The 24,289-nt window shown below is 54.1% G+C and carries 20 protein-coding genes and 1 pseudogene; 19 read left to right on the forward strand and 2 right to left on the reverse strand.

Annotated features, from left to right (window positions below; translation table 11 throughout):
• The first annotated feature begins 32 nt into the window (after positions 1–32).
• Both ccrud_RS00810 and ccrud_RS00815 read left to right on the forward strand, forming a co-directional pair.
• Positions 33–776, forward strand: coding sequence for a hypothetical protein (locus tag ccrud_RS00810; RefSeq protein WP_066563519.1), 744 nt, complete (start codon positions 33–35; stop codon positions 774–776).
• Positions 773–1,762 (forward strand): PrsW family intramembrane metalloprotease, encoded by a 990-nt coding sequence (locus ccrud_RS00815; protein WP_066563526.1) that lies wholly within the window; start codon positions 773–775, stop codon positions 1,760–1,762. The genes ccrud_RS00810 and ccrud_RS00815 overlap by 4 nt, the downstream gene beginning before the upstream one ends.
• 96 nt (positions 1,763–1,858) lie before the next feature.
• On the opposite strand, the gene iolR is transcribed toward ccrud_RS00815, so the two are convergent.
• The gene (gene iolR, locus ccrud_RS00820) at positions 1,859–2,620 is read right to left on the reverse strand and encodes a GntR family transcriptional regulator IolR (RefSeq protein WP_066563529.1); all 762 of its coding nucleotides are present in this window, start codon (positions 2,618–2,620) and stop codon (positions 1,859–1,861) included.
• A gap of 440 nt (positions 2,621–3,060) precedes the next feature.
• Between iolR and iolC the strand changes: the two genes are divergently transcribed.
• From iolC to ccrud_RS00880, 12 genes and pseudogenes are all read left to right on the forward strand, one after another.
• A complete protein-coding gene (iolC, locus tag ccrud_RS00825; RefSeq protein WP_066563532.1) occupies positions 3,061–4,017 on the forward strand; it encodes a 5-dehydro-2-deoxygluconokinase in 957 nt (318 codons plus the stop codon).
• Between the two features lies 1 nt (position 4,018).
• Complete coding sequence (locus ccrud_RS00830; protein WP_066563535.1) at positions 4,019–4,942, forward strand: class I fructose-bisphosphate aldolase; 924 nt, start codon at positions 4,019–4,021, stop codon at positions 4,940–4,942.
• 13 nt (positions 4,943–4,955) lie between these two features.
• Positions 4,956–6,470: a CoA-acylating methylmalonate-semialdehyde dehydrogenase gene (locus ccrud_RS00835; RefSeq protein ID WP_066563538.1), complete on the forward strand. Its 1,515-nt coding sequence runs from the start codon at positions 4,956–4,958 to the stop codon at positions 6,468–6,470.
• A 20-nt stretch (positions 6,471–6,490) separates the two neighbouring features.
• Entirely contained in the window at positions 6,491–7,381 is an 891-nt protein-coding gene (gene iolB / locus ccrud_RS00840; protein WP_003862468.1) for a 5-deoxy-glucuronate isomerase, read from the forward strand.
• Positions 7,382–7,387: 6 nt separating this feature from the next.
• Positions 7,388–9,301, forward strand: coding sequence for a 3D-(3,5/4)-trihydroxycyclohexane-1,2-dione acylhydrolase (decyclizing) (gene iolD, locus ccrud_RS00845; protein ID WP_066563540.1), 1,914 nt, complete (start codon positions 7,388–7,390; stop codon positions 9,299–9,301).
• 27 nt (positions 9,302–9,328) lie between these two features.
• Positions 9,329–10,285: a sugar phosphate isomerase/epimerase family protein gene (locus ccrud_RS00850; RefSeq protein WP_003857128.1), complete on the forward strand. Its 957-nt coding sequence runs from the start codon at positions 9,329–9,331 to the stop codon at positions 10,283–10,285.
• A gap of 32 nt (positions 10,286–10,317) precedes the next feature.
• Complete coding sequence (locus ccrud_RS00855) at positions 10,318–11,331, forward strand: Gfo/Idh/MocA family protein (protein ID WP_066563543.1); 1,014 nt, start codon at positions 10,318–10,320, stop codon at positions 11,329–11,331.
• A gap of 12 nt (positions 11,332–11,343) precedes the next feature.
• Positions 11,344–12,216 carry a sugar phosphate isomerase/epimerase family protein gene (locus ccrud_RS00860; protein WP_066563545.1) on the forward strand — a complete coding sequence of 291 codons (873 nt, stop codon included), beginning with the start codon at positions 11,344–11,346 and terminating at the stop codon, positions 12,214–12,216.
• A gap of 93 nt (positions 12,217–12,309) precedes the next feature.
• Entirely contained in the window at positions 12,310–13,671 is a 1,362-nt protein-coding gene (locus ccrud_RS00865) for an MFS transporter (protein ID WP_066569317.1), read from the forward strand.
• A gap of 27 nt (positions 13,672–13,698) precedes the next feature.
• Positions 13,699–14,724: a Gfo/Idh/MocA family oxidoreductase gene (locus ccrud_RS00870; RefSeq protein WP_066563548.1), complete on the forward strand. Its 1,026-nt coding sequence runs from the start codon at positions 13,699–13,701 to the stop codon at positions 14,722–14,724.
• A 127-nt stretch (positions 14,725–14,851) separates the two neighbouring features.
• A complete protein-coding gene (locus tag ccrud_RS00875) occupies positions 14,852–15,310 on the forward strand; it encodes a prevent-host-death protein (protein WP_003857119.1) in 459 nt (152 codons plus the stop codon).
• A 77-nt stretch (positions 15,311–15,387) separates the two neighbouring features.
• Positions 15,388–16,106: pseudogene (locus ccrud_RS00880) on the forward strand (IS6 family transposase).
• Positions 16,107–16,355: 249 nt separating this feature from the next.
• Here the strand turns inward: ccrud_RS00880 and ccrud_RS00885 are convergent.
• The gene (locus tag ccrud_RS00885) at positions 16,356–17,354 is read right to left on the reverse strand and encodes a LacI family DNA-binding transcriptional regulator (protein ID WP_066563550.1); all 999 of its coding nucleotides are present in this window, start codon (positions 17,352–17,354) and stop codon (positions 16,356–16,358) included.
• Between the two features lie 140 nt (positions 17,355–17,494).
• On the opposite strand from ccrud_RS00885, the gene ccrud_RS00890 reads away from it, so the two are divergent.
• The 5 genes from ccrud_RS00890 to ccrud_RS00910 all read left to right on the forward strand — a co-directional run bounded on the left by ccrud_RS00890 (position 17,495) and on the right by ccrud_RS00910 (position 24,289).
• Positions 17,495–18,724 carry a Gfo/Idh/MocA family protein gene (locus ccrud_RS00890; RefSeq protein WP_066563553.1) on the forward strand — a complete coding sequence of 410 codons (1,230 nt, stop codon included), beginning with the start codon at positions 17,495–17,497 and terminating at the stop codon, positions 18,722–18,724.
• Between the two features lie 15 nt (positions 18,725–18,739).
• Positions 18,740–19,753 carry a sugar phosphate isomerase/epimerase family protein gene (locus ccrud_RS00895; protein WP_066563556.1) on the forward strand — a complete coding sequence of 338 codons (1,014 nt, stop codon included), beginning with the start codon at positions 18,740–18,742 and terminating at the stop codon, positions 19,751–19,753.
• A gap of 336 nt (positions 19,754–20,089) precedes the next feature.
• Positions 20,090–21,886, forward strand: coding sequence for an ABC transporter permease (locus tag ccrud_RS00900; protein ID WP_245670314.1), 1,797 nt, complete (start codon positions 20,090–20,092; stop codon positions 21,884–21,886).
• A gap of 98 nt (positions 21,887–21,984) precedes the next feature.
• Entirely contained in the window at positions 21,985–23,145 is a 1,161-nt protein-coding gene (locus tag ccrud_RS00905) for an ABC transporter substrate-binding protein (RefSeq protein ID WP_066563559.1), read from the forward strand.
• 43 nt (positions 23,146–23,188) lie between these two features.
• Positions 23,189–24,289: an ABC transporter ATP-binding protein gene (locus ccrud_RS00910; protein ID WP_066563561.1), complete on the forward strand. Its 1,101-nt coding sequence runs from the start codon at positions 23,189–23,191 to the stop codon at positions 24,287–24,289.

Consider the following 24,289-nt stretch of genomic DNA (forward strand, 5'->3'; position numbering starts at 1 on the left):
ATCATGTCCACCCCAGCAGGTAGCCTGTCAGTGTGAGTGTAATAGAGGGTAAGTACCAGCTGAAACCTCAAGGTCAGGGAAAGCTATGGTTTGCAATTGTGGGTTTAGCGACCCTTTTGTTGCTGCTTCCTACATTGATTAACCTGGTGGTTCCAGATAAAGGCAATGACTATAAGCAAATAGAGATTGATCTTTTGGGTGTGGATTGGTCGGTTCCTATCACCACGGAGGGATCCGCTGCGGTGATGTGTGAGGAAACATCCGATGAGATCACTCGGAAATATTGGAATTGCAATGGGGATACCACGGTCGTGACCATGATGGTGGAGGGGGTCAAAGATCCTTCCAATACCTTGCGTCGCATGGTGAATGCCGCATTGTTTACTGAGGTGGATGAAAGCCTGCAGGCAGTGGCCAGCGAGGACGGCCGTGCACATGCGTTGTATGTTCCCGGTGAACAATCTGGTGGCGTATGGACATTACCTATCGTGGCTCTCAGCATGCAGGGCAGCGGAGATTATGAAAACCTCACAGCGGTGGCCATTATCAATGGTGAATCCGTTGATTATTACAGCACCAACATGTGGTCCAGCATGGCAGTGGAACGCGGCTTGCCATATCAGCAGGAGTTCCCATTGGAATTGGAACAGGATATGTGGCCAGACACGCCGGCAGAAGGTTTCCCATTTGAGCTCCCGGAGGATTTTTTGGAACAACACCCGGAGCTGTTTTCCCCAGGTGCCAGCATGCCTAATCTGGGAGGAGAATCCCTATGAGTCGCCTTTTTAGCATCACGTTGTGGGTTGCGGTTCTTTTAGCAACACCAGCTATTTTCTTAAGCCTTGCATCTTTTGCCTTCGTTGATGCTGCTTCTATTGCGGTCAATCTGGTGTTTGCAGTGCTGTATGTAGTAATCGTCGTGGGAGCATTGAGTCGCACCCCGTTGTGGCCCCAATTTAAGCTTCCTGGTGAGAGAAAAAATCGCGCCGGGATAGCGTGGGTTGCGGGATCTTTGATGTGGGGGGCTTTCGTTGGTTTCGGGCTGATCATGATTTTCGCAGGTCCTATTTTGACGCTCACGGACAAACTCAATTGGGATTTTGTCTCCATGAGTTTCGCTGGAGCTTATCCAGAAGAAATTGCTAAGGCTCTCGGCGTTGCTATCATTTTGTTGAGTTTTAGACAACTCAATAGGCCATGGCATGGCTTGATTACTGGTGCTTTGGTGGGCTTAGGGTTTGAGGTCAATGAGAATATTCTGTATGGCACAACTGGCGGAATGATGGATCCTAATTCGGATCTTGATGGTGTGCTCATGATGTGGCAATACCGCACGTTGTTGGGGCCTTTGATCCATACACTTCTCACCGCCTTTGCTGGTTATGGCATTGCACTGGCACTTTTCCGCGCGCATAAAACCAAAGCCTGGCGTTGGACCGTTGCAATTGGCTGGTTGTTCCTCGCATTCGCGTTGCACTTTGCGTGGAATTTGATGTGGGGAAATAACATCGCCAGTGTTATCAATATCGTTGTGATCAGCCTGGTCATGTACCCATTAGCTATTTATCTCATCTGGCGCAGCTGGGCCGAAGCCCGCGATGATTCCAGCTATGCCTTCGCCCCAGGCATTATTACAAGCACCAAAGAATTAGCGCTTTTCGACGCCCCCACCCAGCAATTGGCTCCGGCTCCAGCGGGGGTTCCGGAAGTACAGCCAGCAAGAGTGCCCCAACACATGGAGGGGCATAAAGAAGACGATTAAGTGTGCTGTTCGCCCACTTTTCCTAGGCCAGGTGACCACCAAAACTGCCCAGTTTTCAAAGAGAGCATGGGCTTTGGTAGCCACCTGGATTGGTGTTTATCGGGCCACCAAGGTGGTTTCAAAGTTGTACATATCTGGCCTATAGCAATGACTGCCCAGCTCAATTACCTGACCGGAATTGTCTAAGGCAACACGTTCGACAGTGAGTAGGGGGCCACCATCATCAATATTTAATAGGGTGCTTTCTTCGCCGACGGCTCGGCGTGCACCAATCTTTTGGTTTGCGATTTTCAATACGACACCTCGGCTGCGCAGCGCATCGTATAGTCCTCCCTTCTCCAGTTCATCTTGGGAGATATTATTAAATGTTGGTGGCAGGTAGTTTTCTAAAATTGCCACAGGTATATCTCCTGTGGATCGTAGACGGCGAATCAGAAGTACTTCAGCACCTGCAGAAACACCGAGCTTATCTGCAATTGCAGAGTTTGCTGCGAGGAGTCGATGCTCGAGGACTTGCGTTTTGGGATCCAAGTTGGCGTTCTTGAGGTCGTTAAAGAAACTGGTTAGTTCCACTGGCCTGGTGACATGGCTTTGTACTACTTGTGTGCCGACACCACGGCGGCGGACGAGTAGACCTTTATCAACAACTTCTTGGATGGCGCGGCGCACGGTGGGCCGGGAAACGTTGAGGTGTTTTGCCACCGAAATTTCGTTTTCTAGACGCGCGCCGGGAGCGAGGACTCCGCTTCGGATGCCCTCTTCTAGGCGTTTAGCTACCTGAAAGTAAAGGGGGATTGGTCCGTTTCTGTCGAGGTCTTCGAAGAGTTCGGCTGGCCAAACGGGAGCTTCGGTGGTCATTTTGTCTCCTTCTTTGTCTGCCTAACAAGCTGAAATAAATGTGTAAAGACATTTGAACAATGTAACTGGGATCTTCGTTTCGCTCATGGTTAATGTATGTTTTCGCAGGTCTCATGAGCTGTCCGCAGCTGTTATTGATCAGACATTATCACCTGTTAAGGCAAAAACGTAGTGGAATCTTTGTCCATCTCTAGAATATGCAGGTCTTTGTGGGTAGATATGGCGATTATTCCCTTGAGTGGTGGGGGTAATTTTGGTGCCACGGGAGTATTTTTCTATAAGTGCAGGTGTATTGTGCTGGGGTTTTGTGTGGATTAGTGAATCGTTTAAGAAACTTTTAAAAAACCATTGCCTTGTCAGGACAATGTGTTATTGTCATAACATGCGATCGTGAGGGTCGCCACATTCCATTGAAAATGAGTGAAGGGTTGCATCGCCACATGACAAACTTGACGAGCACTCACGAAGTCCTAGCTATCGGTCGCTTGGGCGTAGATATTTACCCACTGCAAAGTGGGGTAGGTCTGGCCGATGTTCAAACATTTGGAAAGTATCTCGGCGGAAGCGCTGCAAATGTCTCTGTTGCAGCTGCTCGCCATGGACGAAATTCTGCGCTGCTGGCGCGTGTAGGCAATGATCCTTTCGGTGAGTACCTGCTAGCGGAGCTGGATCGCTTGGGCGTGGATAACCAGTACGTTGCCACGGATCAGACCTTTAAAACCCCAGTGACCTTCTGTGAAATTTTCCCACCTGATGATTTCCCACTGTACTTCTACCGTGAGCCAAAGGCTCCGGATCTGAATATTGAGTCTGCAGATGTCAGCCTGGACGATGTACGTGAGGCTGATATTTTGTGGTTTACGCTCACTGGTTTCAGCGAGGAGCCAAGCCGTGGCACACACCGCGAGATCCTGGCTACTCGCGCTAACCGTCGCCACACCATCTTTGATCTGGACTACCGACCAATGTTTTGGGAGTCCCCAGAAGAGGCCACCAAACAGGCGGAATGGGCGTTGCAGCATTCCACGGTGGCGGTTGGCAACAAGGAAGAATGCGAAATCGCAGTGGGCGAGACCGAGCCAGAGCGCGCCGGCCGAGCACTGTTGGAACGCGGTGTGGAGTTGGCCATCGTCAAGCAGGGACCTAAGGGTGTCATGGCGATGACCAAGGACGAAACCGTGGAGGTTCCTCCGTTCTTCGTGGATGTTATCAACGGTCTTGGTGCCGGCGATGCGTTCGGCGGTGCGCTGTGCCACGGTCTGCTCTCTGAATGGCCGTTGGAAAAGGTTCTCCGTTTTGCCAACACCGCGGGTGCGCTTGTGGCGTCCCGTCTTGAATGCTCCACCGCAATGCCTACTACCGATGAGGTGGAAGCCTCCCTCAACCAGAAAGTCTGATATGACTCCTCCGATTATCTCTCCAGAGAGCTTTGAAGCCCTACGGCGGATGCGTGCGGCTGAACCCACGATGGTGGCGGAACGTTTCAAGCAGCGTCGCAAGCGCGAACTGCTCGGTGATGACGGCAAGCTGTTTATCGTGGCTGCCGACCATCCAGCACGTGGCGCCCTGGCTGTTGGCGATAATGAAACCGCCATGGCTAACCGCTATGAGCTGATTGAACGCATGGCTATCGCATTATCTCGCCCGGGCGTGGACGGTGTGTTGGGAACTCCAGACATCATTGATGATCTGGCAGCGCTCGGACTGCTCGATGACAAGATCGTGGTTGGCTCGATGAACCGTGGCGGCCTGCGTGGCGCTTCCTTTGAAATGGACGATCGCTACACCGGTTACAATGTTTCCTCCATGGTGGATCGTGGCGTGGATTTCGCGAAAACCTTGGTGCGCATCAACTTGAATGACGCCGGAACCGCCCCGACTTTAGAATCCACCGCGCATGCAGTCAATGAGGCTGCAGCAGCACAGCTGCCCATCATGCTGGAGCCGTTCATGAGCAACTGGGTAAACGGCAAGGTGGTCAATGATCTTTCCACCGATGCAGTTATCCAATCTGTCGCCATTGCTGCTGGTCTGGGCAATGATTCTTCCTACACCTGGATGAAGCTTCCAGTGGTGGAGGAGATGGAGCGCGTCATGGAATCCACCACCATGCCAACCCTGTTGTTGGGCGGCGAAGGCGGCAACGATCCAGATGCCACCTTCGCATCCTGGGAGCATGCACTTTCCCTGCCGGGTGTGCGTGGCCTGACCGTGGGACGCACTCTGCTGTATCCGCAAGACGGCGATGTCGCCGCCGCTGTTGATACCGCAGCGCGACTTGTTCACACAGATATTCAACAATTCACTTCGCAGAGCATTTAAGGAATTTACACACATGTCTGAACCACAAACCATCTCGCACTGGATTGACGGCGCGATTTCCCCATCCACTTCCGGCAAGACCGCTCCTGTCTACAATCCTGCAACTGGCCAGGTCACCGCCAATGTTGCGCTGGCTAGCCAGGAAGAGATCGATGCCACCATCGCTTCTGCCACCAAGGCTGCTAAGACGTGGGGCAACCTGTCTATCGCTAAGCGTCAGACTGTGCTTTTCAACTTCCGTGAGCTGCTGAATGCTCGCAAGGGTGAGCTGGCGGAGATCATCACTGCAGAGCACGGCAAGGTCTTGTCCGATGCCATGGGTGAAATCCTGCGTGGTCAGGAAGTAGTGGAGCTTGCTACCGGTTTCCCACACCTGCTTAAAGGTGCGTTCAATGAGAATGTTTCCACTGGAATTGATGTGTATTCCTTGAAGCAGCCACTGGGCGTTGTCGGAATCATCAGCCCGTTCAACTTCCCTGCGATGGTGCCGATGTGGTTCTTCCCAATCGCAATCGCTGCAGGTAACGCAGTTATTTTGAAGCCTTCAGAGAAGGATCCTTCCGCAGCGCTGTGGATGGCTCAGATCTGGAAGGAAGCTGGTCTTCCAGACGGCGTGTTCAACGTGCTCCAGGGCGACAAGCTGGCTGTTGATGGTTTGCTGAACAGCCCTGATGTCTCCGCGATTTCCTTCGTGGGTTCCACCCCAATCGCAAAGTACATCTACGAGACTTCCGCGAAGAACGGCAAGCGCGTCCAGGCGTTGGGCGGCGCGAAGAACCACATGCTGGTGCTGCCAGATGCTGATCTGGATCTGGTTGCCGATCAGGCAATCAACGCAGGTTACGGCGCTGCCGGTGAGCGTTGCATGGCTGTTTCTGTGGTCTTGGCTATTGAATCTGTTGCCGACGAGCTCATTGAGAAGATCAAGGAGCGCATCGACACCCTGCGCATCGGCAACGGTGCCGGCGACGAGCAGGGCGAGCCGCACCTGGGCCCACTAATCACCGACGTCCACCGCGACAAGGTCGCTTCTTATGTCGACATCGCTGAGGCCGACGGCGCCAAGATCATCGTGGACGGGCGTAACTGCGCCGTAGACGGGCACGAGGAGGGCTTCTTCTTCGGCCCTACGCTTATCGACGACATCCCCCTCACGTCCCGCGCCTACACCGAAGAAATCTTCGGCCCGGTCCTCTCTGTCGTTCGTGTCGCATCCTTCGACGAGGCAATTGAGCTGATCAACTCCGGTGAATTCGGCAACGGAACCGCAATCTTCACCAACGATGGTGGAGCGGCACGCCGCTTCCAGCATGAGATCGAAGTGGGCATGATCGGCATCAACGTACCAATCCCAGTGCCTGTTGCGTACCACTCCTTCGGTGGTTGGAAGAACTCCCTCTTCGGTGACGCCAAGGCATATGGCACTCAAGGTTTTGATTTCTTCACCAGGGAAAAGGCGATCACCAGCCGTTGGCTCGACCCAGCAACCCACGGTGGCATTAACCTCGGTTTCCCACAGAACGATTAATTGAAGGAGAGCACAGGACTATGCGTTGGTTCCATAAGAAGGGCGAACTGGCCCGAGATGGTTGGCAAAGCGTTGTCGATGCCACCACCCCAGGTTGGGAATACACCGGCATCCGCATTGCCGAACTGGGCAGTGGTGAATCGCTTGAACTGAATGACACTGGTGTGGAACGCATCTTCATTCCACTTCAGGGCAGCTTCGATGTTGCCCACCATGGTCAGGTGACCCATCTTCACGGAAGAAAGTCAGTCTTTGATGGACCAACCGATGTGCTCTACCTCCCCACTGGACAAACAGCAACGCTCAGTGGTCAGGGACGAGTCGCCGTGGCGGAAGCTCCCACTCAGGAACCCAAGGAGTGGAAGTACATCGCTCCAGCAGAAACTCCTGTGGAGTTGCGTGGAGCTGGCCGCTCGAGCCGACAAGTCCACAACTTTGGCACCCCGGAAGCTCTCGATGCTGCTCGACTAATCGTGTGTGAAGTAATCACCCCAGGTGAAAACTGGAGCTCTTACCCTCCACACAAGCATGATGAGCACATCCCAGGACACGAGTCCAAGCTGGAGGAAATCTACTACTTCGAAAGCGCCCCATCGCGAGTTGGTGGCAGGGCCGAAGCAGCAGAAGGAGCTTTCGGAATGTTTTCCACCTACTCCTCACCAGCGGGGGAGATCGATATCAACGCCATGGTGTACAGCGGCGATATCGCGCTAGTTCCTTTCGGATACCACGGCCCTGCCGTGGCAGCACCTGGCTATGACTTGTACTACCTCAACGTCATGGCAGGACCTGATCCGGAGAGAATCTGGCTGATTAACGATGACCCAGCGCACGCCTGGGTTCGAGATACATGGACCGGGCAAGCATTTGATGATCGCTTGCCATATGAGAACGCAAACAAGGAGGGATAAAATTTCATGGCTGAAACGAAGAGAATGACAGTTAGCCAGGCACTGGTTGAATTCCTTGGTCACCAGTGGACTGTCGACGGCGATATCCGCGAGCGCACCATTCCAGGCATGTTCGGAATTTTCGGACACGGAAACGTTGCTGGCATTGGCCAGGCACTCAAGCAGTACAACGTTGAACAACCTGAGCTCATGCCGTACTACCAGGCTCGTAATGAGCAGGCGATGGTGCACCAGTCTGTTGGATATGCACGCATGCACCGCCGTCGTGGCACATACGCATCTGCCGCATCTGTTGGACCCGGCGCGACCAACCTGTTAACCGGTGCGGCTCTTGCTACCACCAACCGTTTGCCAGCGTTGCTGCTGCCTAGTGATACTTTTGCCACCCGCGTGGCGGATCCAGTGTTGCAGCAGTTGGAGCAGCCATGGGATATCGGGCTGACGGTTAATGATGCTTTCCGCCCTGTGTCTAAGTTCTTTGATCGGGTGCAGCGCCCGGAGCAGTTGTTCTCTATTGCGTTGGCTGCGATGCGTGTGTTGACTGATCCCGCAGAAACCGGTGCGGTCACCATTGCGCTTCCAGAAGATGTGCAGGCTGAAATGCTCGATGTGCCGGTGGAGTTCTTGCAGGATCGTGAGTGGCACATTAGGCGCCCACGTCCAGAGCGTGCTGCGTTGGCTCGTGCGATTGAAGTCATCAAAAACGCTAAGAATCCGATGATCATTGCTGGTGGCGGAGTGTTGTACTCCGATGCGGAAACGCAGCTGCAGGCACTTGTGGAGCAGACTGGCATTCCAGTGGGTACCTCCCAAGCTGGTGGTGGCGTGTTGGCGTGGGATCATGCACAAAACCTCGGTGGTGTGGGTGCCACCGGAACGCTGGCTGCCAACCGCATTGCTGGTGATGCTGATGTGATCATCGGTATCGGTACTCGTTACAGCGATTTCACCACTGCGTCTCGTACTGCATTCCAGAATCCTGATGTCACCTTCATCAACATTAATATTGCTTCCTTTGATGCCTACAAGCACGGCACTCAGTTGCCAGTGATTGCAGATGCGCGTGAAGCAATCGTGGAGTTGGCTGAGGCTCTGCAGGGATTCACTGTATCGCAGGATTATGCGCAGCGTATTGCGAAGGAAAAGGCTGCGTGGGATACAGAAGTAGATAAGTCTTTTGCGCCCTCTGGTCTTGCGCTGCCTGGACAGCCGGAGATCATCGGCGCGGTGCAGGCGTCGACAAGCGAAAAAGACGTCATTGTGCAGGCCGCTGGATCCTTGCCTGGTGACCTGCACAAGCTGTGGCGTGTGCGCGATGCGCTGGGCTACCACGTGGAATATGCGTTCTCGTGCATGGGCTATGAAATCGCGGGCGGTATCGGCGCGAAGCGTGGACTTGATGCCGCAGGCGATGACCGCGACGTGGTGATCATGGTTGGTGACGGCTCGTACCTCATGCTCAACACTGAGCTGGTCACGGCCGTGGCAGAAGGTATCAAGGTGATTGTGGTGCTCATCCAAAACCACGGCTATGCCTCCATCGGCCACCTGTCTGAAACTGTCGGTTCGCAGCGTTTTGGTACTTGGTACCGCGAATACGACGCTGACGCGAAGAACTTCCAGGGCGAGCAAATTCTGCCTGTCGATCTGGCAATGAATGCGCGCAGCTACGGCATGGATGTCATTGAAGTAGAACCAAGCGCGAATGCAATCGAGGATCTTAAAGCAGCGATGGCAACCGCGAAGGCTTCGGAGAAATCCACCTTCATCCACATCAACAGCGATCCGTTGATCTACGCACCAGACGGTGCTGGTTGGTGGGATGTGCCGGTCTCGGAGACATCCACGCTGGATAGCACCAACGCGGCTCGTGAAGATTACCTGAAAAACCAAGCCCTCCAGCGTCCGCTGCTCGGCTAAATCAAATCGTATTTAAGGAGAACCACCATGACCACTTCTGTACCTGCATCCACCAAAGCTTCATCTGTGGCTGGCGAAAACCCAGGCCTGCGCATCGGCACCGCACCTGACTCCTGGGGCGTGTGGTTCCCAGAGGATCCAAAGCAGATCCCTTGGGAGCGCTTCCTCGACGAGGTTGTCAAAGCTGGCTACACCTGGATCGAGCTCGGCCCATACGGCTACCTGCCAACCGACGCCAACCAGCTCGAAGATGAACTGGGCAAGCGCGGCCTGAAGCTGTCCGCCGGCACCGTGTTCACCGGATTCCACAAGGGCGAAGAGCAGTGGAAGCGCGCCTGGGATCAGGCACTCGACGTTGCAGGTCTGGCCTCCAAGTTGGGCGCTGAGCACCTCGTTGTCATCCCTGACCTGTGGCGCTCCGACGCAACCAGCGAAGTACTGGAAGCTCGCACCCTTGATGATGAGAAGTGGGCAAAGCTTGCCGCCGGCCACGACCGCCTGGGAAAGGCGCTGCTGGAGGAATTCGGCATGAAGCAGCAGTTCCACTCCCACGCTGACAGCCACATCGGCACCACCCGCGAAGTACTACGCTTCCTGGAAGAAACCGATGCTCGCTACACCAACCTCTGCCTTGATACCGGCCACTTCGCCTACTACGGCGGCGACAACGTCAAGCTCATTGAGCAGCACCCAGAGCGCATCGGCTACCTGCACCTCAAGCAGGTCGATCCGACTTTGCTTTTCGACGTACTAAAGAACGACACCCCATTTGCCGAAGCCGTAACCCAAGGCATCATGATCGAACCACCACACGGCATCCCAGACTTGGCCCCAATCATCGAAGCAGTCTCCAAGATCGACTCCGAGATCTTCGCCATCGTGGAACAAGACATGTACGGCTGCGACATCGATTACCCATTCCCAATCGCTGAGCGCACCCGCAAGCACATCTTCGGCTGCACCCACTTCGCACGCGTCAACTAATCACTTAAATCCTCTCAAGGAGTACAAAAATTATGAGCAAGAGCCTTCGCGTTGGAGTTGTCGGTGCAGGAGCCATGGGCGCTGACCACATCGATCGCATCAACAACCGCACCTCTGGTGCACACATCTCCGCCATTATTGAGCCCGATGCAGCCCGTGCTGCCGCAGCTGCAGAAAACGCGCCGGGTGCACAGGCCTTCACCCGCATCGAGGACGCCATCGCAGCCGACGCTGTTGACGCAGTGCTGATCGCCGTACCAGGTCAGTTCCATGAGCCAGTACTTGTCCCAGCACTAGAAGCAGGCCTTCCCATCCTGTGTGAAAAGCCACTGACCCCAGATTCTGAATCCTCACTGCGCATCGTCGAACTGGAGCAAAAGCTGGATAAGCCACACATCCAGGTCGGTTTCATGCGCCGCTTCGACCCTGAGTACAACAACTTGCGCAAACTGGTGGAATCCGGCGAAGCTGGCGAACTGCTCATGCTCCGCGGCCTGCACCGCAACCCAAGTGTTGGTGAGAGCTACACCCAGTCCATGCTGATCACCGACTCCGTCGTCCACGAATTCGATGTCATCCCATGGCTCGCAGGCTCCCGAGTTGTATCCGTTGAAGTGAAGTACCCAAAGACCTCCTCACTGGCGCACTCCGGCCTCAAAGAACCAATCCTGGTGATCATGGAGCTCGAAAACGGCGTGCTTGTCGACGTAGAGATGAACGTAAACATTCAATTCGGATACCAGGTAGCAACCGAAGCGGTCTTTGAAAAGGGACTTGCCCGCATCGGCCAGCCATCCGGAATGCAGCGCTGGCGCGACGGTGAATTCCTGATCAACGAACACACCGATTTCACCACCCGTTTCGCTACCGCCTACGACCGCCAGATCCAGAGCTGGGTCGACGCAGTCCACGAAGGCACCCTGGTCGCAGGCCCTAACGCATGGGATGGTTACCTGGTTGCACTGTCATGCGAAGCTGGTGTCAAGGCACTCGACGGCGGCGTCATCCCAGTTGATGCGGCACCTCGCCCAGATTTCTACGCTTAAGGAGTTTTGAACGTGGTTCGTATTGCTCTTGATCCCACCCCCTTCCACCATGATTACGATCTGTTGGATTTCCCCGACGTCACCGCACGTTTGGGATATGAATACATGCAGCTGACCCCTCATGTAGATTTCGGTCCTTTCTTCCGCTATCCGAAGGCAGACGATGATCTTGTGTCAGCCCTGAAAAAGCGTGCCAAAGATGCCGGAGTCACCATTCCTGCGTTGTTGCCAGTGCAGCGTATTTCCTGGCCGGAGGAAACCCAGCGCGTTGCAGCGGTACGCAACATCAAGCGCATCATCCAGTTGGCCGTTGATTTGGAAGTGGACACCCTCAATACTGAGTTTTCTGGACGCCCAGAACGCTCCGAGGATTCCGAAGACGCCTTCTACCGCTCCATGGAAGAACTCCTGCCAATCCTGGAAAAAGAGGGCATCAAGTTCAACATCGACCCACATCCCGATGATTTCGTGGAAAACGGTATTGAAGCATGGCGAGTCATCCGCGGCCTGAACTCCAAGCAGGTGGGCTTTGTTTACGTGGCACCCCACTCATTCCACATGGGTGACCAGGCCGAAGCAATTCTGCCAGCAGTAGGGGAGCGCCTCGGTGCCGTCTATCTGTCCGATACCTTCGACCACCACAAATCCCACGGACTGCGCTACATCACCAACCCTCCAGGCAATGCGGTGCGCGTACACCAGCACCTGAAAATCGGTGATGGAGATGTGAACTTCGAAGAGATCTTCGGCCTGCTGCGCTCCACAGGTTACCTTGACCGCGAAGACGCACTGCTGGTCTCCAACGTGTTCGCAGAAGATGAAGCAGCAGATGAAGTATCCCGCTACCAGCTGGAGAAAATCCGCTCACTCATCGAAAACGCATAGAGTTATCTCGAAACTACCAAGACGGTTTCTTTTCTTTAGATCTAAGGAGGAGAGACCGTCTTTCACCCTTTCATCTGATTGGACATCGACGCCATGCGCAATGATCGGTCCTTTAGCGTTCCCATTGCGCTGCTTGCCGCGGGAGCACTGTTTCTAGAAATCCTCGACGGCACCATCCTGACAACCGCAGTCCCAGCTATTGCTCGTGACTTCGGTATTGACGCCGTGGATGTCAGCATCGCCCTGGTTGCTTACTTGGCAGCTGCAGCAGCTGGTATTCCGGCTGCAGGGTGGCTGGCGGATCGATTTGGTGTGCGTAAAGTGCTATTACTGGCTTTAGCGGTGTTCACTGCAGCCTCCTTGGTGTGCGCGGTCGCGCCGGGGCTGACTGTGCTTACCGGTGCTCGCGTTATCCAAGGTCTTGGTGGTGCACTACTTGTCCCAGTCGGGCGATTAGCAGTAATCCGGGGAACGGATCCCAAAGATCTCCTTGATGCCATCGCGTTTTTAACCTGGCCAGCTCTGGTTGCCCCAGTGATCGCCCCACTTCTGGGAGGTCTTCTTGCCGATACCATTGGTTGGCGATGGATCTTCCTCCTCAACGTGCCCTTAGGAATCATCGCGATCATTGCTGGACTATTCATCCTGCCCAAGAACACTGCCGTGAATGTGAAACGATTTGATCTTCCAGGTTTCCTCGGCGCAATGCTGGTGATGGTGGCGCTGACCGTGGCTGCGGAGTTAATTTCCAGGGGAAGTTCGGCTGAACTTACTATCGCTGCATGCCTCGTCTTAAGTGCTGCGGTGGTATGCGGTTTTGTAGTGCGCTGGCTGCGAGTTCCAGGCCGACTTTTTGATCTCAGCATCATGCGCATCCCAGGTTTCCGAGTGGGTAATTCCTCCGGAAGTATCTACCGCTTGGTAATCACCGCAGCACCATTCATGTTCACTTTGCTCTTCCAAGTGGCGTTTGGGTGGTCTGCAACATTAGCGGGTGCCATGGTGGTCGCACTATTCGCAGGAAACGTGGCAATCAAACCTTTCACCACGCCGATCATTAAACGCTGGAATTTCAAACCAGTACTGGTCTTTTCTAACGCTGCTGGCGCCTTGGTATTGGCATCTTTTTTGTTCGTTCGTGCAGATACCCCACTGGTTCTCATCGTGCTGCTGCTCTTTGTTTCGGGCGCATTAAGGTCCCTTGGTTTCAGTGCCTACAACACCTTGCAGTTTGTCGATATCTCACCAGAACAAACCAGCAACGCCAACGTGTTATCAGCAACCCTGCACCAACTGGGCATGTCTTTGGGTATTGCGGTGGCAGTCATCGCCATGTCCCTTGCACCCACCGCCAACTGGGCATTCCCACTGGCAGCAGCGTTGTTCCTTATTCCTCTAATCGGCGCACTATCTTTGCCTCGCGACGGCGGTGCCCGAGCCTTTTCCTCCTCTTAAAAACCCCCTTCTGAAAGGCATAAAAACATGACTATTCGAATCGGACTCGTTGGCTATGGCGTCGGCGGCAGGCTCTTTCACACCCCTTACATCCAAGCTTCCACGCACTGCGAACTAGTCGGCGTAGTTGCTCGTTCTGAAGGCACCAAAGCAGCCGTTGCAGAAGATCTTCCAGACGTAGCCATCGTGGGATCGCTGACAGAACTCCTCGAGCTGGGTGTGGACGCGGTGGTGATCTCCACCCCTCCAGCCACGCGCCGGGAATTGGCGTTGGAAGCAATCAACGCAGGTGTGGCAGTCGTTGCCGATAAACCGTTTGCACCATCAGCCGCAGATGCCATGGAACTTGTCGAAGCCGCTGAAAAAGCTGGAGTGCTGCTCAACGTTTTCCACAACAGGCGCAACGACACCCACATCGTCACGGCACTGGGTATCCAAGAAGAACTCGGTGCGATGCGCGGTCTTGACCTACGCCTGGACCTGATTGAACCTGATTCCTTGGAGGCAGGTCCTGAAGGTGGTTTGCTGCGCGATCTGGGCTCACACGTGGTGGATCAGACTCTGGTTCTTATGGGGCCCGCGACTTCTGTGACGGCTCAACTTGGGTCCATTGATCTTCCAGAAGGTCCCACCAACGCAAGGTTCCGCATCGTTTTGGAACACGAATCCGGTGCCATGTCGCACATTGCTGCTAGCAAGATTGACCGCTTGGAGTCCTGGGAAATCCGCCTGGTGGGCGAGCGCGGCTCCTACGTATCCAACTACACCGACGTGCAGACCGTGGCGATCAAACAGGGACTTCGACCAACCAATGACCGCGAACACTGGGGCTACGAATCGGAGGAGCGGTGGGGCACCTTGGTTACCGATGAAGGCTCAAAGGTGATTCCTTCAGCACAAGGCGATTACACCCGCTTCTACGATGCCTTTGCCTTGGCTGTGGAAAACGGTGGCGCAGGGCCGGTGCCTGCACGTGAAGGTGTTGCAGTGCTCAAGGTGTTGGATGCTGTAGCCCAGAGCGCTGCGGAAAAACGCACCATTGAATTGAGCTAAGGAGAAGTGCTGCTGGCTGCTAGCGGTAATTAGACGTCTGTCTCTAGGGATGCCGCATCCCGCCGGCGCTCCTAGGGTCCGTTTGTAAAACCTAGACTTCCGAATACGTTCCGAATAGGGTGGGGGTATGAGTAAGATAGTTGATCTGCGCTATCGGACCCGGCGTTCCTCGGAGTTGAGTAAACGCTCTGCTGAAGTCTTTGCCGAAGCTGAAGAACATCCCATTACTGTGACACGTCGTGATGGTGAAGCGTTGGTATTGATGTCGCAGCGCGAAGCTGACGGGCGAGCCCGCCTGCTGGAGTTGGCTGCACAGTTAATTACTGTGGCCACTGATCATCAGGGCACCTTAGCCGAACGTATGGCGAAAGTATTCCCGTGGATGCTGGCCCTGTCAGTGGCGGATCGTGAGGCGTGTGCCCGTGAGATTCTTGACGCTGCACGAGCATCGTTTGCAACCGAACAACCTCACCTCGCTCTTACTGAACTGACCTCATGGAAAGAAACAGCAGCAGCTGTTGCTGCTGGATTGAGTAACACTGATCTGCAGTGGTACGACGATCCGCATCTGGTGGAGCGTCCCTAAGCGTGGCTGGAAAGAAAAGCGAGGGTGCTGTTGCAAAGTTGGGGCAGTAGGAAGAGCGACGTGAAATAATCACAGCCATGGGTATCTTCTCCGGTCGTCATTTCCCCCGCGAGGTCATCCTGTGGGCAGTGCGGTGGTACTGCCGCTACGGGGTGAGCTGACCTAAGATCTGGAGGAAATGATGACTTCAGCGGGGCGTGCCGGTCGATCACACCACGATTCTCACCGCTGGGTCCAGAAATACGCCCCTGAGCTGGACAAGCAAGCACGGTGGTACCGGCAGGTACCTGATTGGCAGGCCAGTTCCTGGCGGGTGGATGAGACCTATATCCGAGTCGGCGGCAGGTGGTGCTACCTCTGATCTGGCGATCACCGCGGGTGGGCATACCCTGGATTTTTACCTGTCCCCAAAGCGTAACGTCGCCGCAGCGAAGCGTTTCCTGGCCAAGACCCTGAGGTCGAACACGATAACCGGGTCCCCGCGGGTGATCAACACCGATAAAGCACCCTCCCTAGCCAGGGCAATCGCCGAGTTGAAGTCAGAGGGAATCTGCCCGCAGACCGTGGAACACCGGCAGGTGAAATACCTCAATAACGTCATTGAAGGAGATCATGGGCGGCTGAAACGGATCCTCGGACCGAAGGGGGCGTTCAAAAACCGGACCTCGGCGTACCGGACGTTGAAAGGGATGGAAGCGATGCACTCATTAAGGAAAGGCCAGGGCGCGATGTTTGCCCTCACGGGCAACCGAACCCGGATGCGGTGATCGTGAGCCGGGTGTTCGAGGCTGCCTGAGAACGCCGACCCGCAGCGAGCATCAGAGGATGAAGACTGGGTCGTCACGGCTCTCCGCCTGAAGTTTGCAACAGCACCCACCATAATGGGAAGGCGCATGATCGGTGGCAACATAAACCTACTGCGAAAGGGTCTGCTCGAATCTGGTTTTATGTTGAGAAGAACACTGTCTTCCTCGAGCAGGTTCATACCCATCATCCTAATGAGACGAAGTAATCCCTCATTAGGAAGTCCAAGTATTTGGGGTAGCTATCCTCCACGTGGCGCGCACGTGCCCCGTTCAATCAGCGAGGGTTGCAATGTATGCATGATCTCTGGGTGGGGTGCCTGAGGGTCGAGCATGCTCAGCAACAATAATGCGGCGTTGTAGCCGACGCCGATGCTGTTGTCATCGATGGTGGTGAGGTTGATTAGTCGGGTTTGGGCGAGGGGAGTGTTGTCATATCCGATGATCGATAAGTCTTCAGGCACGCGTAAACCTAGTTCACGGGCGGCACCGAGCGCTCCGATGGCAGTGATGTCGTTGGAGGAGAAAATGGCGGTGACCTCGGGGTGTTCTTTGAGCAGTGCGAGGGCTTCGGTGTATCCGGCGTGCTCTATAGCAGGACCTAAGTAGTCATTGGCCAGTGGCTCGAGTCCGTGTGCACGCATGGTTGCCTCGAAGCTTTCAAAGCGTCGCATACCAGCGCCACTTCCCACGCGTAGGTGGGCGATGTGGGTGTGTCCAAGATCGATGAGGTGTTTTGTGGCTATTTCTGCGCCCCGGAAGTCATCGTTGGCCACTGAATAATGGGTGCTGGCTTGGGTGATTCTGGTGCCTGCGATGACAAATGGGGGTAGGGAATCGGGGACAGTGAAATCGGGGATGTCTTGGGCGATGATGATTCCATCGGGGCGCATTGATAGTGCACTGGTAATGGGATCGGTGCCGGCTTGAGAGGTTAATGAGTCAATGACGGACAGTCGGTACCCCTTGGGGGTGAGCACATCGCTGAGGCTTTGAATCAGGTCGATGAACCACGGGTTGGAGTAGTCGTCGATAAGCACTGCAATGAGCTGCGTGCGCTTGGCCGCAAGGTCTGATGCGGCGCGATTTGGCTGGTAGTTGAGCTTTTTTATCGCGGTCTTGACCGCGGCTTCGGATTCTTTGCTCACGTTGGTGGAACCGCGAAGCACGAGAGAAACCAATGATTTGGAGACGCCTGCGGCTTTGGCGACGTCATAAATTGTGGGGCGGGATGTGCTCATTTTCTGCGATTTTCTCTTGAACTATTGACAGGACATTTAAACAAATATAGCTTGTGTTGGAGCGCTCCAATTGCGTAGTGGATCACAATACCGGATCCACATGGTCTAACAACACATCATCTTTTCTCGAGGAGGTCATAGTGACTCAGCAAGAACTTCGCGTAGCTGTCATTGGTGCAGGCATGGCAGGCAAAGCACACGCAGCGGGCTACCGCACCGCATCCAGCATCTACTTCACCACTCTGCCCAACATCCGTCTGGTTTCCATCGCGGATGCCAACGTGCAGCTAGCTGAAGAAACCGCAGCACGCTTCGGCTTTGAGCGCTTTGATACCTCTTGGCAGGCGATCGTTGAGGCCGATGACATCGATGTTGTCAGCGTCGTGGTGGCTAACTTCCTGCACCGCGAAATCGTGGAAGCACTCCTGGCGTCCGGCAAGCATGTGCTGTGCGAGAAGCCTTTGTCAGACAACATCGAAGACGCAGAAGCCATGATTGAAGCTGCCGGTCGTGCGTCAGCAGATGGCACCCTTGCCCGAATTGGTCTGACCTACCGCCGCTCCCCAGGCGTGGCACACATCCGCGATCTCATCCAGTCCGGAGAAATGGGCAAAGTTCTACACTTCAGCGGCTACTACTGGACCGACTACGGATCCAACCCACAAGCACCCATCAGCTGGCGATACAAGGGACCAAACGGTTCCGGCGCACTGGCAGACGTAGGAAGCCACCTGACCTACCTGGCAGAATTCGTTGCAGGATCTGATTTTGCAGAAGTATGCGGTGGCCAGCTATCCACCGTGATCACCGAGCGTCCCAAGCCACTCGGTGCAGTCGTTGGTCACGAAGGTGGCGCAGTATCCGATGAATACGAGCCAGTAGAAAACGATGATGTCGCGTCCTTCTCCGGAACGTTTGCCGGTGGCGGAACCGCAACCATCCAGGTCAGCCGCATCTCCCAAGGACACCCAAACACCCTAGGTTTTGAAGTGTTCTGCGAAAAGGGCTCCGTGCTCTTCGACTTCCGCAACTCAGGCGAATTCAAGATCTTCACCCCAGCTATCTCCAGTGAAATCAGCCAAGAAGCCGGCTACCGCACCATCACTCTCGGACCAAAGCACCCCTACTGGCGTGGTGGTCTGGCCATGGATGCACCAGGTGTCGGAATTGGCCAAAACGAAGGCTTCGTTTTCCAGGCGCGCGCATTCCTCGAAGAAATCGCAGGAATCTCCGAAGCTGAAAGCCTGCCACGCTGCGCAACTTTGGAAGAAGGGCTACACAATATGCAGCTCATTGATGCTGTATCACAGTCAGCTGCAGCAGGTGGCGAAACCGTTGCAGTCCCCGTCCTGGCACCAGTTCAAAACTAACAAGAAAGCCTCACCATGAAACTCGGTCTCTACAACGCGATCTTCCACGACCGCACCCTGCCAGAAGCGCTCGCAGCCATCAAAGCTGCAGGTCTCACCGGAATTGAGCTGAACACCGGCGGATTTTTGCCTGCAACCCACATCCCGACCATCGATGACATCCTGGTCAGCGACGATGCCCGCGATGAATTCCTCGGGATTTTCGAAGGCACCGGCGTGGACATCTACGGCCTTAACTGCAACGGCAACCCGCTTCACCCCAACAAGGCGATCGGGGACAAGCATGCCGAAGACATTCGACGTTCCATCCGCCTCGCAGAGCGCCTCGGCCAAAACCGTGTGGTCACCATGTCTGGTCTTCCAGGCGGCGAACCAGGCGCGAAGTACACCAACTGGGTTGTTAACGCCTGGAATTCTGCTGCCTTGGATGTCCTTGATTACCAGTGGGATATCGCAGCTGACTTCTGGCGCGAGACTGACCGCCTTGCCGCAGATCACGGCGTGAAGGTCGCCCTTGAGCTGCACCCGCAGAACATCGTGTTCAACTCCGCTGACGTGCATAAGCTCATCGATCTCACCGGCGCCACCCACGTGGGCGTCGAACTGGATGCATCACACCTGTTCTGGCAGCAGATGGATCCAATTTCTGTGATTGATCACCTGGGCGAACTCATTTTCCACGCCGCCGCCAAAGATGTGCGTATTAATAAGGAATGGGCTCAGCTCAACGGTGTGCTGGACAACAGCTTCCGACGCCTTGACCCATCCGAAAACCGCACCAACTTGGGCGGCGACGAGTGGGCGAATGAATGGCCAAAGAACTCTGCTTGGGATTTCGTTGCTCTGGGCCGCGGTCATGACGTTGCTTACTGGACCGAATTCCTCCGCGCACTTCACCGCGTCGATCCAAACATGCTGGTCAACATCGAGCACGAGGACGTTTCACTCGGCCGCGAAGAAGGCGTCAACGAAGCCGCCAAGGTGCTGATTGAAGCCAACAAGGCACTCGAAGAGTCCCTGGTTTCTTAACGCAACCCGCTAACCTGCCTCGCAATATTTGCGGGGCAGGTTAGGTTTTTAAAGAGGGTGCTTATCGACGCGACTCTTTAAGAGATCGAAGTTTTGGGATGAGTGTTTGTGTGGTCTCAGGGCTAATTTTTCTGATGTCTATTTTTGGGCACTGCCTAGGCACAATCTTAAAAATTAAGGTGCCCACGGGTAGGGGTGGGCGTCGAAAAGCAATTTTAAAGGTTTTTCGCAACTACTGCGAGGTGATTGGCCAAAATTTGGAACGTTCCGAAGGTTCATGCTTAATTCACCCAGTATTGGTCGTGGCATAACTATTGGCTCTTAATCTCAACGGCTATGAGCCAACGGAATTCCACGATTGCCAGTGCAAGGTGGAAGCAACACCTCCTGCAACCAGCGAATATTCTTGCCGCAATGATGGCTGCCCTTTTTGTTTACATCATGGCGATCCCCGTGATCATGATGGTGAAGGATGCTGTCACAGTTCAACCTGCCGACGGTGGGAAGACGGGGCAAGGGCCGGGTGAGCTGACCAGTTATTACCTGTGGCGCACGTTGAGATCGCCAGTATCAGTGGATTTGTTTTGGCGTCCTTTGGGGAACACACTTTCAGTTGCTCTCGTGGTGATTTTTTTAACCCTCGTATTTGGAACGTTCCTAGCTATCTTGGTTCAAAAGACCAACATTTTTGGCAGGAAGTGGTTCGCTACTGCGCTGGTCATCCCATATGTGCTTCCAAGCTGGACTTTTGCGCTTGCTTGGCAGACGATTTTTACTAACCGAACCACTGGTGGGCAGTCTGGATGGCTGGAAAATGCCGGGCTCAACCCACCGGATTGGCTCGCATATGGCCGTATTCCGATGATCATCATCTTCACGCTCCATTATGGTCCGCTGGTGTTTTTGCTGATCAGTAACTCTTTGGCGCGAATCGATAGTCGAAATGAGGAAGCTGCTCTCAATATGGGGGCAAACCGTCTGACCGTGCTGTGGAAAATTACGCTGCCGTTGCTGCGTCCTGCGATTTTATCAGCATCCACGCTGGTGTTGGCTAAAACAATTGGTGAGTTTGGTGCGGCATATGTGATTGGGCTTCCGGTGAACTTCTCAGTGCTATCCACGAGCTTGTATCAGTCGATTAACACCAGGCAGACCGGTGTTGCAGCTGTGTTGGCGGGTGCGCTAATTCTCATTGGTGCGATCGGATTATTTGCCGATTATTTGTTCCTTAGAAATGCTCGCAAATATATCACCATCACAGGCAAGGGAAATAGCTCTCGGGTTAATCCTTTGGGAACGTGGCGTATTCCGGCAACTGTGCTGGTTGGAGTCACTTTTGCTATCGCTGTTTTGCTGCCTTTGGGTACTCTTCTGCTTTCTACAATCATGCGTTTCCCGGGTAATTTTGAGTTATCGAATTTCACTTTGGACTATTGGATCGGAACCAATCTACCTACCCAAGCATTCCGCGATGGGCTGCTGATAAATAGCAAATTGTGGTCGGCATTGTGGAACACCATTTGGGTTGCGGCAATCGCTGCGGCAGCCGCTGCGCTGATGGGCATGCTCACGGGATATGCAGTCACTAGAACCTCTTCCAGTCCGCTGGCTAACTTACTGAAACAATTAGCGTTTATCCCATATCTGGTTCCTGGTATTTCATTCGCAGTTGCATACCTTTCTCTCTTTGCGGTGCAGCGCGGACCCATCCCGCCACTGTATGGAACCACCTTCATTCTCATTTTGATCTTGGCAGCAGATGAAGTTCCTTTTGCCTCTCGCTCAGGCATTAGTTCCATGATGCAACTTGGTAAAGAATCCGAAGAAGCATCCCTTAACGCTGGTGCTTCATGGAGGCGGACTATCGGCAAGATTGTGCTTCCCATCCAGAGATCAGCATTGGCTGCAGCTTTTGTTCTTCCTTTTATTTCCGCAACCCAGTCACTATCACCCGTGATCATCCTGGCCACACCGGAAACCAATCTGCTGACAACCTTGTCCATGAACCTCGTTGATTATGGCTACACGCATGCTGCCAATGGAGTCACTTTGATGATCTGTCTGGTGGCGCTGCTCGGAATGATGATCACCCGCAAGGTGCTCAAAGTGGATATGGGTAGGGGGATTTCATGATTTACAACCACCCGGCGCGAGCCGGCCCCCCTTTCGAATTTTCCACATGCTAAACCCTCTCTCATTACTCTCACCTATTTAAAGGAACACCCACTGCCATGAAGGCTAAATACCTCATCACCACTGCGGCACTTGCCGTTTCTGCCATCACTCTGATAGCTTGCGCACCGCAATCGACTGAAGCAGATGCCCAAAACAGTATTGATAATTCCGCATCTGTGGAAACCGTCATTGAAGATATAGACCTTGATGCTCTACTAGAAGCGGCCAAGGATGAACCAGCACTGCAGGTTTATGATGGCACTTCCAAGATTGAAAAAATCGCTGAGAATTTCGCTGAGCACTATGGTCTGGAAATCACCGGCGCTAAGGCTGATGCTTCTGAAGTGACGGAAATGATGATCCGTGAGCATGAAGCAGGAAATGTCCAGGGTGATGTTTTCGCACTGTCTGATCTGGCTGCTGTGAACAATGAGCTGCTGGCTAATGGTAGCGCTACTGCGTGGCTGCCAGCGGATATCGCTAAGAACATGGATGATTCTGCTATCAATCCACCAGTGGTAATCAATGATCCTTCCCTGTTTGCTTACAATGCGGAAGTCCACGATGTGTGCCCAGCTGACAACATGTGGGAATTCACCGATGCAGCATCCGGTCAGCGTCTAGCTTTCCAAGATCCGTTGAATGATTCCGGATCATTGGACTGGTTCTCCCAAATGTCTCAGTTCGCATCTGATGAATTGGAAAACTCGTATGCTAGCTACTTTGGTGAAGAATTTGCTGGTGATGATATCGCAGAAGAATTCGTGGCTAAGCTGGCCGCCAATAACCCGATGCTGACTAAATCCTCTGAAGAAGCTTCCGAAGCTGTTGGAGCACCAGGTCAGACTGAGCCTCCGATGGGCCTGATTTCTTCAGCTAAATTCCGCAACAATGAAGAGCTTGGATATAAGCTTGCTGCCTGCGACACTCTTGAGCCATTTGTGGGATACGCAAACCCGAAGGCTATCGTCATGGCTGCTGGCACCGATTCACCTAACGCGGCAAAGCTGTTCATTCACTGGATGTACACCCAGGAAGGTATCGAGCCACAGATTGCTGATGGCAAGATTTCCACCAACTCAGAAATCGTGCAGCCAGAAGATCCAGCAAATGTTGGTGAGCTCACCGATCGTATTTTCACTTTTGATGGTTCCGGCGTGGACACCGATTGGAACAATCGTGAAAACTGGTCCGATTTGTGGCGTATGAATTCTTAAGCCCTGTCCTGCACTGACACCCTAGATTGAAGACTGAGAGACCATGCCTACTATTGAACTTTCCAGGCTGACCAGAACCTATCAACGTGGCCAACCGCCCGCCGTTGATGGCATTGACCTGCGCATTGAGGACACAGAACTATTGTGTTTGCTGGGTCCTTCGGGTTGCGGCAAGACCACCACGTTGCGTATGTTAGCAGGGCTGGAAAGTGTCACCTCCGGGTCAATTACGGTAGGCGATCAGGTGTGGGATGATTCGGATAAAGGTATAACAATGCCGGCGAATCGTCGACAAGCTCCCTTGGTCTTTCAGTCTTATGCGCTGTGGCCGCATCTCAGCGTCGCGGATAACGTTGCCTTCGGCCTTAAAACCGCGGGCGTCCCAGCTGCTGAGCGCGGCACGCGTGTGCGCGAAGTCCTTAAAACTTTGTCCATCAATCAATATGCCGACCGCTTTCCCTCCGACCTTTCCGGTGGCCAGCAGCAGCGCGTCGCCCTCGCGCGTGCTTTAGCGCTGCGACCAGAAGTAATGCTTCTTGACGAACCCCTCTCCAACCTTGATTCTCAGCTTCGGCTGCGCATGCGTGCAGAACTTCTTGATCTGCACAAAGAATCAGGCACCACCATGGTCATGGTCACCCACGATCAATGGGAAGCCATGACCCTGTCCACCCGCATTGCTGTCATGAACAACGGACACATCGCGCAAGTAGGAACACCTCAAGAAATCTACACAAACCCGCAAACCAAGTTCATTGCGCAGTTCATCGGCAACCCACCAATAAACATGGTGGAACTACACGGCAATGGCCCACTTATGGCAAGACTGCGTGCCTACCTCGAGACACGGTGGGGTCACGAGGTGCTGAATCAAGTGAGTTCGGTGGGTATTCGCCCCGAAGATATCCGCCTTGGAACTCAACCGCTGCCTGGAAGTTTAGAAATTGAAGCTTCCGTGGTCTCTGTAGCGCCGACGGGTGGGTCCTGGATTGTAGAAACCCAGCTCGGACGTGGCGTTGAAAACCGACTCTTAAGCTCCGCATTGCATGCCCCCGACGCACGCGCACATGAGCAAGTTTCGCTCACCATCGAAGATTCTCATATGCTCCTGTTTAACTCGAACGACAACCGCATCACCGCCTAG

This window comes from Corynebacterium crudilactis (assembly GCF_001643015.1).
GTDB classification, from domain to species: domain Bacteria; phylum Actinomycetota; class Actinomycetes; order Mycobacteriales; family Mycobacteriaceae; genus Corynebacterium; species Corynebacterium crudilactis.